6 protein-coding genes are annotated in these 13472 nt (G+C 51.6%); all 6 read right to left on the bottom strand.

Annotation, left to right across the window (positions count from 1 at the left end):
• Positions 1-62: 62 nt before the first annotated feature.
• Positions 63-2090 carry a protease Lon-related BREX system protein BrxL gene (gene brxL / locus SD626R_RS11245; RefSeq protein ID WP_092566451.1) on the bottom strand — a complete coding sequence of 676 codons (2028 nt, stop codon included), beginning with the start codon at positions 2088-2090 and terminating at the stop codon, positions 63-65.
• Positions 2091-2211: 121 nt separating this feature from the next.
• On the bottom strand, positions 2212-4638 hold the full coding sequence (locus tag SD626R_RS11250) for a PglZ domain-containing protein (RefSeq protein ID WP_092566452.1): 2427 nt from the start codon (positions 4636-4638) through the stop codon (positions 2212-2214).
• Between the two features lie 7 nt (positions 4639-4645).
• On the bottom strand, positions 4646-8275 hold the full coding sequence (gene pglX / locus SD626R_RS11255; RefSeq protein WP_092566473.1) for a BREX-1 system adenine-specific DNA-methyltransferase PglX: 3630 nt from the start codon (positions 8273-8275) through the stop codon (positions 4646-4648).
• Positions 8276-8462: 187 nt separating this feature from the next.
• Positions 8463-12107, bottom strand: a complete 3645-nt coding sequence (gene brxC, locus SD626R_RS11260; RefSeq protein WP_092566453.1) for a BREX system P-loop protein BrxC — start codon at positions 12105-12107, stop codon at positions 8463-8465.
• Positions 12100-12669, bottom strand: coding sequence for a BREX protein BrxB domain-containing protein (locus SD626R_RS11265; protein ID WP_092566454.1), 570 nt, complete (start codon positions 12667-12669; stop codon positions 12100-12102). The genes brxC and SD626R_RS11265 overlap by 8 nt, the downstream gene beginning before the upstream one ends.
• Positions 12659-13468 (bottom strand): BrxA family protein, encoded by an 810-nt coding sequence (locus SD626R_RS11270; protein ID WP_092566455.1) that lies wholly within the window; start codon positions 13466-13468, stop codon positions 12659-12661. The genes SD626R_RS11265 and SD626R_RS11270 overlap by 11 nt, the downstream gene beginning before the upstream one ends.
• Positions 13469-13472 lie beyond the last annotated feature (4 nt).

Here is a 13472-nt window from a genome sequence, read left to right on the forward strand (position 1 = left end):
GTTACACGGTCGGGAATAGGCTCTTCTGTGAATTAGTTAACACCCTGTGAATTAGTTGAGTGTTATTCCAGTTCAATCGCTTTACTAGCTGCATCCAAAGGATTGGTATAGAACACGAGTTGGAGCTGATCAAGGAGTTCATCGGGAATTTTCGGTAAGTCTTCTTTATTTTTCGCTGGAAGGAGCACCGTTTTGCCCCCAGAGTCCGCAGACAGCTGGAGTTTATCGATCAACGAACTCACTGAGACTAATTCGCCCATCAAACTCATCGATCCCAGTACGACCGTCTGTGGTCGAACTGGTCGATCAAGAATGCCCGAAACAATACCGACGAGAAGCCCGACGCTCGTTTCACCACCCTCATTCGCGTCTGAGGGGTTGAGAATTTGGACGTTGATGTCATACTCTCCCAGCGTCTCTTCACGACTGAGCTCCCGCATATTCGCCTGAAGATAGTCACAAGCGGTTTCGAACGATTCTTTCATCCGCTTTCCAGGTGTCCCTGAAATGTTCGTCTTCCCCGAACCAGGGAGTGTCTGTGTCTCTATCCGGAAGGGAGCGTGGCGTCCCTCACTCTCGCCTATTGTGTAGACTGTACCCGCCTGCTGTGTTCCGGGGGGGATGAGTGCCTCGTCTGCTTCTTCGGGGACTGAGACATAGATCTCCTCTTTCGTATCCAAGTCGAGGTAGGAGAATTCGACGGCGCGATATTCCATGCCACCAATCCGCTTCAATTGCTCTTTGACTCGGCGGCGACCTTCCATCGCAAATTCGAGATACTCTCGGAGTTCTTCTTTCGTGTACTCTCCGTGTGGGTGGAGTAGCTTGAGTAGACCAGAGACGGTCTTGCGTACAGCCTTCTCGTCCCGTTGGTTCAGGTGGTCACCGAACGCGAACTCCTCGTTAATCGCATCACCGTATGACTCCTTTCGGAGTTCCCGGACGAACTCAGCGAAGTAGTCGACGATGAACCCGAACTGGTCGCCAAAGAACTCGGACCGCATTTTCGGGACTTCCCAACCGGGAAGGTAGTAGTGAAACCGGTCGATGAGTGCGAGATCCTGCATATCCTCGGGGAACGGTTCGAAGAGGTGTGAGCTCTTGAGAACGCCTTCAACGTCGAGATCGATGTTCCCGACGTAGACCATCGAGGCTTGGGCGGTGAGCTCTTCAGTCCCACGAGAGAAGCTTCCGGACTCCATGTAGTCTTTGAGCATCTGGACGGCTTCCGAATCGCTGAACTGGAGCCCCCCGACCTCGTCGAACGCGACGACATCCCAGCGACCGACGAGTCCGATCCGCCCTGTATTCAGGTTCAAGAAGAGTTTCGCAACGGTGGTTTTACCGCCGGAGATGAGGATCGAGTGGGGACTGATTTCACGGTAGAGATAGCTCTTTCCTGTCCCACGTGGTCCCAATTCGACGTAGTTGTAATTCGACTCGACAAGCGGGATACACCGAGCTAAGAAGAGGAATTTCTCGCGGTCGCTAAACGAGGAAGGGTCGTATCCGACGGTCTGAAGGAGAAGATCCATCCATTCATCGCGTGTGAAATCTTTACGCCGATCCTTCAGTTGGTCAAGGTCAAGATTCGATACCTGAATGGGTTTGAACGAGTCGATGCCGAAGAGGCTCTTTGGACTGTTCGCATTCTCGGGAAGATACTCCAGATCGATGATAGCCCAGACGCCACCCCCGAGGAGTTTGGGATGCTTGCTGACGAGATGTTCGTTGATCTCGACATCGCTCAAGCCGAGGTTGACGAACGAGCCGATGTAGGCGTCCTGTTGTTCATCGAGCCTGACGGTGACCTTGTCGATGACGCGATAACGCCCCCGCTCTCGAACCTCGCTCTTGACGAATTCAGCTTCGTCGGGACGAACGTAGTGCTTCGACAGAATCTCTTTGACCTTTTCGAGACCCTCTTCCAGAGATTCCTCGTCATCAGTCGCACAGTACTGTCCGATCAGATATTCAAGAACGTAGGTGGGGACATTCACCCCGGATTTGATGTCCTGAACGAGGTCTTTCCGGACGACGCGCCCGGAGAAGACATCCAGGGCTTTCCGATCCACGTCCTCAGTCGTCATTATATAACGGCACTGTAGCCGGGGGCATATTGGTGTCGGTCATCAGGAGTGAGAACTCAAAATAGTGAATGAACTCTGCCCGGATTTGACTACGACAGCCCGTTGTTGTATCCGAGATCACTCACACGTCAAATCCCATATCGTCGTCTCCGAAGAGTAAATCCAGACCCACAGTTTGTCTCGTAATCGTTTCTCTAGTGTCAGTGTCGACGACCTCAAATTGAACGGTATCTTCACCCGAGACAGCTCCCTGCTTGAGCCGAACACGGGCACTATTGTCGCCAGGTGAAATTTCCATCGTTACAGGGTCTGCGACTGGCTCACCATCGATGGTCGCACGAACCTCTAATATTGGTGCGGGGTCGAAGGCAACTTGACCGCTCTTGGCCTCGATCTCTACAGTGAGTATCGAGTTCGTAATCGGGTCCGAAATTGAGACATCGTAGCTGATCGATGCGCTCTCTTCGATCTCGCCTGTGGTCACAGTGAGGCATGGGACGAGTAGTTCTTGAAGCGAAATCCCACCGTGGAAGTACCGCATATTCCCACCTCGTGACTTGAAGCACGCGACACTACGAGGGAACAGCAACTTGATCTCGGGGCCATCAATGCCGAGTTTCGACAGTGCCTCGTGATCGATCTCGACGAACTCATCTGTATCAACGAGTGGCGTCTCGTGGTCGGCAGCAGCGAACCGACGTTTGACGATCGGGGCAAGGTCAGGTGCCTCGACTTTGTGATCGTCGCTCAGACGATCCGTGTACAGGAACCCGTGGTCGCTGGTGATCACGAAGCGGGTGTAGCCAGCTTGCTTCAGACGTTGTACCGTTCGTTCGACATCGTCGACGTGAGATGCGACTTGGCTGAATGCGGCATCGTCATCAAGACTCTCACCGAGTTTGTCGATCGTACCGGAGTAGACGACACGCGGAACAGGATCGGACTCGGTCAGCTCTTCCAGTGAAATGTCGCCAACTTCGTCTATGTCGACGACCTCGAAGCCCGCAGCACTGAGTCGTTCGACACGGTCCGCCTTTCCAGTCATTTGCTCACCCCCGCTGGTGACCACGAGTTCGTCGTCGTCGAGCGAGAGTCCGAGTTCCCCCGGTAGGTGTGCGGCCATACCGACCTCGGTGATCGACGGTAGTGCGGCGCTCATCGCACTAAGGTCCTGCTCGAAGTCGGTTCGTCGCCCGAGGTTTTCACGGATAGCCTCAGCGAGCTCGTAGCGAAGCCCGTCACAGATGATGATCGCTGTTCCGTCCTCTAAGTCAGCGAACTCCTCGTAGAACGATGTTTGCGGCGTACCGAGTGTCGGATCGTCACTCAGACCCTCTGCAAGCGGTCGGTTTACACCTTGAAGGAAGGCCATGTAGTGTTTGGTGACCTGCCGTTTCACCGTGGTTTCCTTCGGATAGGGATATGTGGCCGTCTGGGTCGCGTTGATGTACCGACGATAGGCTGCGTCAACCTTCCACCAGCCGTCATCACTCGTATATTGCTGTGCGAGTTCCGTTGAGCCCATTCCCTTTGCGTCGTCGACATCCACGGTTCCGATCCGGCGGAGCGTCTGGACCGCCTGGGCGGGGACCGACCAGTCGACGAGATCCTCGTTGCTCCAGAAGCTGTCTTGGCGTTTGGTGACAGTTCGGTGGAGTTCTGCTGCCGTCTCTGGGAGATCGGCATACGTCCCTTCCGCAAGTCGCTCCATCACGAGCCGAATGAGGCCCGTGTCGATACCCTTGAACGCAGTGGCATCCCACCGCGTTTGATTGGAGTCGAGTACGGCCTCTGTGAGATCGTAGTCTGACTCAATCTCCCGCGAATAACGCGTGAACTCGGCGGGAGCGTACTGCTGCCAATCGTCGCAGAACTTCGCTGCTGCTTGGGCGTCGTCCGCGGCGAGATTGTCGTACTGTGCCGTCGGGGACCGACTCGTCACTTCACCAAAGAGGAGCTGGATCGCCAGCTCCTTCGGATCCAGCCCGGCGTCGATACCGTACTCTTCGCGGAGCTGCGCGTCCCACGCGTCAGCCATCGCGTTGTTCTCGATCGTCTCGCGGTACGCTTCGGGATCAGCGAGGTAGGCCCGAACCCACTGGTCAGTAGCTGGGCCTGCAGTACCGAAAAGGACACAAAAGAACGCCTTGCGCTGCATCTCGCGGTTCTGTCCCCAGTCCTCGTATGCGTCCGGGATCTCTTCGTCGTGTTCGACGAGGAACTGTGTCACCGGTGTGTCGTCGATGTTCTGGCCGACGCGGTACTGTCGGCCGAGTGCGTGGACATCTCGGAACCACTCGGCATCGTTTCGGGACTCGGGGATGTAGAACAGCCAGTTCTTCTCGTAGTCCGGATCCTCGTTTTGGAGACGTAGCTTCAGCTCGAAGTAACTGCCGTCGTAGCGGGCAAGTGTGACATCGTCAAGTGCAGTTTCGACCTCGTCAAGAACACCTTTGTACTTCTCCTGAGCGTCGTACCACACCCAGACCGGGTGACGGTCGAATTTCTGCTGAAGTTCCGTGATAATGCTGTCCGCAAGATCTCCCATATTTGAATTACCTCGAATAACTCGATTTTAGCTTCGGAAGGCCAGTTTCGAGAACTTCGTACTGATCCCACTCCTTGAGGTTCTCCCAGATTCCCTTTTCAACATCAACAGTGACACCGTCATCAATCATTTCGTCGATGGTATCACGGAATTCCCTGATGTCGTCAAGGTCGTTTTGCACTTCTTCCTTCCTCTTCAGGAGCTCCTTGTCCGGATCATCGCCGCTGGTTTGAGCGTTGAGTGTTTCAAGCTCATTTTCGAGTTCACCGATTCGTGAATCGAGATACTGTCCACGGAGTTTCGGGAGTGTATTGGAACCAATATTATGGTAATAAATAAAACAACTAAATGAACCATTGGGACTTTCAAGCTGCCAATAAATCGGAATGCGCTGGCCGCGGCGGCGATATTCTTTGCAGTGATAATAACGGAAGTAATCATCTGAGAGCCACTGACCAACCGATTCCCCAAGAATACCTGAAAAGTAATCAAGTGTATCGTCTGGATCTTTTACGACCTCATCTAAAGCTGTTCTAAAGAGGTTATCAACGTCGGATTCAGCAGTAACATCAATAATTTCATCGCGCTGGATCGGCGCTTCAGGCATCCACCGTCCGAATAGCACCCCTAATATCACACTGATGAAACGCTTACAAACTGCTTCTTTCTCTTTGTCTCGATAGAGATTATTCCCTTTGCGGAAATGAGCGAGATCGGTGGGCGAGAGACCTAAACGAGTGTAAATGTCTTCCAGACTTTTCCCGTTCTCAATCATAGACTTGATCTCTGATCGAACTTCCTCTGGATCTGTTTCTATTGAAGCGAAGTCTGTTTGGTAGGATCTATTCAATTCTGATACCAGTTCCTCAGAAACAGAGATCATCGAATATATTTCCTTATCAATCTTTGAATGATTCTCAACAATAGTAGCTTCAGATATATCCTTTTCAAAGAGTGCTGTCCTCACCCATTCACGGATATTATTTATTTCACTATATTTATCTATGTCAAATGACCGAGCTACTTCCGTATAACTGAAGTTTGACTGTTGTGCCTCTATATTTTCTTGAACATAATTGGAAATCGTTGTTTCCGTCTCTTCCGATGTCGGTACAGGGATTTCACCGGCGTCACTTGGGTTGAAATTTACTGTAGGATTAATCCCATTTGCTAAATATCTGAACAGGTTTGAATTCACATATCCTAGAATATAGTAGAGTGATAATTCATCTGGATGGATACTATAAACGCTCTTATCATAGACGCAATCCCCTGGATAGTACTTCGCCATAAATTCATTACTAAAGCTTCTAAATGCTATTCCTTCTTGAAAATATTTGGAAGTATCAGAGAGTCCCTGATAGTTTTTCCCGTGTTTATCCCCATACTCAGTAATATTTTGTCCGTCATTTTCCCACCGGATAGTATAGTCAATAATATCGTAATATGGATTTCTATCACCACCCCTTACATGCCATTGATATTTTTCGCCAAGGTCATCGAAATCTACTTCCCAGTATTTGCGCAGGTGATGATCGTTATCTCCCGAAGCAACTCCCCCCGATATATCTGAGAGTTGATCTAGAGGTGGATACTCAGAAAAGAGGTTCAAAACCTCGTCACCAAACCAATAAGCAAATGGCGATCTTCTAATTTCGTTAAAAAGTTCCGGGCTGGTCAAATAAACATTATCTAAGTCGCGTCCATCGGCAAGTCCGGAATAGGTTTCCCGAAGACGGTCTACCTTGTTGTCAGATTCGACCAGAGAAATGAATCTAGCTTGATCAATTGTCCTGCCGGTAAAGCAAAAAGCAGTGTTCATATATCCCTCATCTCTATGCTCAAAATGAGCCATTTCAGTAATTCCGGAATTAGAGAGGAACCATTCTCGGAACTGTTCATAGCTGGATAGAAACATAAATGTCTCCATAGTAATCATTGAAACATATCCTGTTTCCTGAACAAAATTCCTACACCGCTGAATGAACGCTGAATAAAGGTCTCGTTTCCCAATATAGTGATCTTTAACATATTGGTTTAATTCATCCCCCATTTTACTACTAGCAAGATACGGTGGATTAGATACAACAACATCATATGTTCCGCTTATCAGATCCAGGATTTCTATCGTCTTACCGACCTCAGAAGCGAACATTTCTTCAATTGGATCATCCTGCTCAAGAGCCTCTTGAGCAAGTTGATGAGCATTTTCAAGCAATCGTTCTTTGATTTGATCCCATGACTCCACTTCACCCCCCACTACGAATGTTGATTGAGATGTTAATTTCCCATCATTTGTGAACTGCGCTTGACCTGTTTCTTCGAATCTCTCACGATGATCGCTAATTACAGAATCAATCTGCTCTTCAATTTCAACGAGACTCCCCACCTCACGAATATTTGCGAAACTTCGCCAGACCTGCTCTAAAATTTCTTCCTCTAATTCAGATTGTGCCCGATCAAGAATCTCTCGTTTTCGATCGCCATTAACCAGTACTGCATCAGCGGATATTATATTTAGCTGTGGAATTTCGACATCAGGAGAATATTCTTTAGCTTTTAGATATAACGAAAGTGCCGCGATTTGTGCTGCACCGGAGTCAATATCTATCCCGTACAAGTTGTTACGTAATATCTCTCTAGGAATGTACTGCTCGGGGATTGATCCGTCTTCAAGATACATCTGATAGAGGACATCAAACGAATATAAGAGCATATGTCCACTACCACAGGCTGGGTCAAGTACTGTGATTTCTTCGGCTGGTTTAGATTTGCGTGTAGTTAATGAGCCTTCATTCGGAGATAGATAGAAGCACATATCCTTGCTGTCTATGTTAGTGCGTCCATCCTGCATTTCCAGCCATATCCGGCCGAGCGAATTATCTACCATCCACTCGACGATATGTCTCGGGGTAAACAGTTGTGTTTTCGTGGCGATGTCCGTCCCGGCGATCTTGTAGTTCTCTTTATCGACGCGTTCGTCAATCTCTTCACGTTCTTCCTCACCGAAGTACTGGTACACCCAGCCAAGTGCTTCGTCACTCTCCCATGCCTGGTCGTCAATCGCATCCAGTTCGTCGAGAACTTCCTCTCGAACTTGTGCGTCAAGGTCGATGGCAGTGTGTTCGGATTCCTCGAAAATCATCCGAATCTCTGCACCGATCTCTTGATACGCGAGATCGAGTGCGGCACCGAAGCCGTCATCCGGTGCGTTAGTTAGCTCGCCGGCAATCTCAGCCACAGTGTGGTGCATATACGACCGATTTCCGTACTCCGGACGCTCGGTGATAGTTTCCTCGACGAGGCCACGAACTTCGATGGTTTTCAGCGCGACGAATCGGTTGAGATAGGTCTTGGTCGCCTCACGGACGTAGTTAGTAATTGACCGCTTCAGATCCCCTTCCGTGGATTCAAGTTCGCGTTCGATAGCGGCATCCAGCGTTCTCCGGGTGTGAATCTCCTCAACGGAGAGGTGCATCAGGTTCTCCAGTGGGAGTCTCTTGTCCTCATAGATGCCGTACTTTTCGAGCTGTCGTCGAAGCTCGTCTTCGAGCGTGTGACGCGTGCTGAGGATGGTACTTCGAATGGTCGAGCGCTGATCCGACGAGAGACCGGGTTGACCGTGTTTTGTGGACATGGATATTAGAAGACTGTGAGCCGCTGCGAAGCGAGTGGGATGGCGGCTCGCTGTGTCGTGACTCCCACCCGCGATGACATACAACGGTCAAGCAGTCGGTGTGTCTTATAATTGTGGGAGTAGCTACGCTGGGAGCTCTGGCTCGGATACGAGCAGTGTGAAAACGTCGCTGCCGTCAGAGGATTTGCTATCGGAAGCGGATCTCTATGTCACCATCTTGATCGAGAAGTTCTTCGACCTCTGCGCGAAGCTCCGAAATCGGCTGATCGATGTCGTCCGGGTCGGTGACGACGACGGATCCGAAGATGGAGTTGAGGTCCACGCTTTCTCGAACCGTTCCGTCGTCTTCGTCATCTTCTAGGTTGTCAATGTCGGTCTTCGCGGCATCTTCGTATGAATCAACGGTCTGGATATGCTCGATGAGCCGTGGAAGCGACGGTGTCGGATTGATGTGCTCCTCGTTGGAGATATTCAGATCAACCGATCCATCACCCTGCCGTTCCGTCAGATCGGACAGAGCAGCGTCGAGGTCGGTCTCATCGATGTCGGAGCCAGCATACGCCCGAACCGCTTCGATGGACTCAGTGTACGTCTCGTGGCGTTTCTCGTACAGGAATTCGTATGTGGTAGTGAACGCTTCCGCTGCAGTTCGGTAATCCGTTTTGACGTTGTTCCACTGACTGATGACGCCTTCCGTGTCCAGGGTATCAGTAACACGCTGTGCCGCCTCACGCGCCTCATCGCTGATGTCGACGAGCCCAGGATGGTCATCCGCCTCGTCGACGAGGGATTCCCACTCGGTGGTGATGAACCGCTGGATGGTTTCGTACGTCTCCAGCCGATTCTCACCACCGGTCTCACCGCAGAACTGGGCTACGTCTTTTGCTGTTTTCGTGAGCCCTTCCAGTTCGTCTTCGAAGTCAACGAACTGTTTGATGCGCTTGGCCGACGTAGGCTGTTGCAGCAGGTTCTGTAATTGCGTCTGGAATTGCTCTACGTCGTCTGTCAGCGGGAAGTCGACCCGCTGGAGTTGCGAGAGGAGTGTGCTCGTGGTCGAAACCCAGTCGTTCGCTGCCTCTCTGATCCCTTCGTCAACGGCTTGGTCGGTCGATTTGACCTTCCGGTCGAACAGCCGATCGAGTAGCTGCTTCGCATCGGTTCGCGTTTCGACATCGACGGTCTCCCGCTCGTCGAACGAGGTGGATTTGAATTTCGTGACCTGCGTGAACAGCTCTTGTGCCCCGTCCTCGGAATACGTCTCGTACGTTCGCTCCTTGTGTGTCGGTATGACGGAGCCGTTTCTAAAGAGCACGGCAGCGGCCAGGCGAACGACTTCCCGGCTCCACCCGTACGGTGGTTCAGCGAAGTGGTCGATCAGTTCGCTTCCAGAGCGAGATTCTCCGGCTGTCTCGCGTCGCTGAATTTCGTCTTCGACTTCGGAAGCGATGCGGGCCTCTGCGATGAGATCACCGTCTTGGACGACGCCGAGGTCGGAGAACACAGATGGGTTCGACGAGCCTTGGAGATCTCCGAATATCTGCTCGATGTGACGATCTTTGACCGTGGGTGACCCGTGTTTGAAACTGGAGAAGACTTTGGGAATGGCGTTGTTCGTCTTCCGCGACACAAGCGAGCTAAGTGACGTGCTTGTTGTGTCGAATTCCTCGGTGTCACCGTTGTAGATGAGTGTTCCACGCTGGAAGCTTCGTTTGAACTCGCGTTCGACCTCGTTTCGGAGACGTTGGAGATCTTCCTGTTTTTGTCCGAGAGCTTCCTGCTCTTCTTGGCTGAGCTCGTTCCCACGCTTTGATTTAACGACGGTGTTGATCTGGTAGATCGATTTCAGCTTCTCGTAGATGCTGTGTTGCTTCTCGTCGTCGGCAATCCAGTACAGCGTATCGTCTTCACTGAAGCTCTGTGTTTTCAGCCCATCCGGGTCGAGATCTTCGTACCGCTGGTGGATCGGTGAGTAGGTTTTGAGATCGACGTGTCCGTTCGACGTGATGGTTTCTCCGTCGATACTCAGATTCAACTGGAACGTTTTCCCCTCGTAATTGACGCGTGAGGTTTCGTCGAGAATGTCGTTCAGGAACCGTTTCGAAGAGCGACGGATGTCCCCAGGGCCGACCTCGATACTCTTGATTTCGTTTTCGAGTTCACGCTCGGTCTCTCGAAGGAACCGGTAGCCCTCTTCGCTTCGTCCGACGAGGCCGGCTTCGACGAGTGCATCGAGCGTGTCGTGTACGTCGTTTTCTAACTGCTTCGTGGGGCCGAGCTCCGTCTGGAGTGAAGTTGCAATGTTATCGGCGGTGTTCGGGATCCAGGGGAGTTGTTGGAGTAGGTAGAGTGACTTGAGAACGCGGCGGGCGATTTCTGGGTCGGCGTTCTTGGGTGTCGCTTCCCGGATGGATTTGACATCGTTGCTCGGGATGTCGTTGCTGATCTCGTCGAAGATCATATCGAGCGTGACGAGCGCCCCGAGCTCGTCGTCGTAGAGGTGGGCCTCGTCTTTCAGCACGCTCTGTGTGACATCAATGAGTGTTCGCTCGCTGCCCGCGAGTTGGTCATCCGAGCCTTTGCCCAGCGCTTTGAACATTTCCGGGAGAATGTCGAGCTGGTACGGAAGGAACGGGTAGCAATCGATGAAGTTCTCTCTCGTGATTGGCTTCAGACTCTGACCGGAATCCAGCTTGTACCTGGCGGAAAGGATGCCTTCGTGCTGATCGTACAGATTGCCGATGGCTTCCCTGGCGTCGCCTTTCTTGCTGAGAACACGGTCGCGGACGACCTTGTCGAGGTTTTCGGACGTGAGGTCGAACCGGTGCGGGAACCGATCGATGACCTTCGACTCCTCGGCTTCTTTTTCGAGCACGCCGGGGATGAGCTGCTGGAGCTGTTCCTGGGACGTGACTCCGAGGTACACTTTCCCCTTGCCTTTCTGGCCGAACTCCTCAACGATACTCTGGAGCTCTAAGAGGAGTTGCCCGTCATCTCCAATGAATTGGGAGATTTCGTCGATGAAGACGAAGTATCGGGAGTTGTTCCCCGTTTCACGTTCCTGCTGTTCGACGTATTCGACGATGTCTTCCGCGAGGGTTGAAGCGTTGATCAGAACATTGTCCTGAACATCGTCGATCGCACGGGCTGCGTCTTCCTCGTCGTCAAACTCGCCTGTCGCCTCTACGAGTGCGGTCTCCATGTCCGACCGCACGAACATCGCATCCTTCCGAGCCTCTGTCCAGTCTTTCCCAGTGTTTGACTCGATGGTAGCGACGAAGTCGTCGTACACGCCTCGTGATTCGAGTTCCTGTTCCATCTGGGCGACCCAAGGCATAGAAGCGTACCCGCGGGACGTGTTGAATTCACGGTGAATGATCTCGGTGATGGATTCACTCCCAGATGCATCGGCTTTCGCGCCGATCTGGAACATCAGCACCTCGGAATCGAATTTGTTCGTGACCGACGAGACGGCCCCGTCGAGCATCTCGTTAGCCTCGATTCGATCCCGAAACATCTCTGCCGCATACGTATCCCCGAACTCCCGGTTTTCCAGGACGTGCCCGAGGATTTTCATGAAGTGGCTTTTCCCGGATCCGAAGAATCCGGAAACCCACATTCCAACGTCCTCTGTTTGGGCGTGTTCTGTGTCGATGACGGCTTCTAAGGCGTCCGAGAAGTGCCGTTCGAGCTGCGGTGTGAGGATGTATTCTTCGAGTTCTTTCTTGACGACGCTCGGGTCATCGTTATCGACTTTGACGACCCGGTCGATCTTCCGGTTGATCGGCCGGTAGAAGATCTCGTTGATTTGGTAGGTAGAAGTAGTGTCACTCATGTCCGATCACCTTTGCGCGGTAATATGTTCCTTCAGATTCATCGAGGAATCTTAAACTCTTGTCATCAACGGTCGCCGGATAGCAAAACACGATTGGGGTGTCATCTGGCGTGTTCGTCTCTAACTGCCCCATCAGCGTAGATGCACTAGCGAACGGATACAGGATACCCATTCGATATACAACAACGGTGTCTGCGTCTTCGGCCTGCGTGGCAATAGCCGACGCCAGTTGCCCCATCTCACCGTCATCCAGTAGTGAGGACTTCAAACCGCTGAGCAACTGTTCACGGTCCCGCCGTTCGAGGTCGATTACGTTGTCGAGGATACCTCGCTCCTCAAGTACACTGAAGACGAGGTCACGCATATCGATCGCGGCAACCGTTTGGTCGTGGTACTCCAGTTTCTCAATCAGACTCCGAATTTCCCCATCCACGTCGATTTCGTCGGCGGGATCGTACGTGAACACGATGAATGGAACACCCGCTCGCTTTCCGACTTCCTCTCTGTCCTCACGAACGAGTCGTTCGACTTCTTCGAGTCGTGTTTGAAAGTCAGAAAGCATCGATCAACTCGTCTATTGTGTCGTGTTTCATTCTCAATCGTTCTGTCGATCCGCGTTTCTCATAGTTAATGTACTGTGGCGAAATATCGCGGATTCGGCGCTGGACTTCGGATTCATCCATCAAGAAGAGTTTCCAGTCATCGTGTTCGATCACTTCAGATGCGGATGTAGCCTCTTCATCGAAGAGTCGATACACGACGTACGCGATCGTTTCGTCAGGAATGTAGGTGACTGCGAATTCTTTTTTTTGCCTTCCTTCTAACAAGCCAAAGTTTCGAAGTGCAGTAAGATACGACGATGCGGCTTGAGTAATCGTCTCGTCGGATCGATCACAAAGGTCAGAATAGTTGTCTTTGATTGATTGAATGAACGTAACAATGTCTTCACCGTTGACAGAGAGAGTTCCCCGCTCAAACTCGGGATAGAGGAATTCGATCGTAATGAGACGGATAAATGGGTCTTGTGCGAATTCATAATAGAGACACCAATCGGCTACATCACTTCGAACGTCATCTGAGAGAATCCGCATCAACGAGGTCTCAGAGTACTCATCTTTGCTTGGGATGTGTCTCCGGGTGACCTCGCGGAGAATGTTCGCCCGGTACTCGTCGGTATTTTTATTCAGAATATTGTCTTCGACCACCATTCGCTCCAGTTCATCGTACGATTGGCAGTCAGAATATGCCTGCAGAATGCGCTTTGTTTCATCAATATAGCTGCTGTGATGGGCGATTTTCGGGTCGATGCTCGTGGCTTGAACGGCGTCTCCGTCTTCAGATTCCAGGTGCTCGTTGCTCATATGT

It is taken from the genome of Halorubrum sp. SD626R (assembly GCF_001261915.1).
Taxonomy (GTDB): domain Archaea; phylum Halobacteriota; class Halobacteria; order Halobacteriales; family Haloferacaceae; genus Halorubrum.

Bases quoted from the DNA above. Each gene is read 5' to 3' on its own strand.
- pglX (WP_092566473.1), bottom strand. From the start codon at position 8,275: ATGTCCACAAAACACGGTCAACCCGGTCTCTCGTCGGATCAGCGCTCG.
- SD626R_RS11265 (WP_092566454.1), bottom strand. From the start codon at position 12,669: ATGCTTTCTGACTTTCAAACACGACTCGAAGAAGTCGAACGACTCGTT.
- SD626R_RS11270 (WP_092566455.1), bottom strand. From the start codon at position 13,468: ATGAGCAACGAGCACCTGGAATCTGAAGACGGAGACGCCGTTCAAGCC.
- brxC (WP_092566453.1), bottom strand. From the start codon at position 12,107: ATGAGTGACACTACTTCTACCTACCAAATCAACGAGATCTTCTACCGG.
- brxL (WP_092566451.1), bottom strand. From the start codon at position 2,090: ATGACGACTGAGGACGTGGATCGGAAAGCCCTGGATGTCTTCTCCGGG.
- SD626R_RS11250 (WP_092566452.1), bottom strand. From the start codon at position 4,638: ATGGGAGATCTTGCGGACAGCATTATCACGGAACTTCAGCAGAAATTC.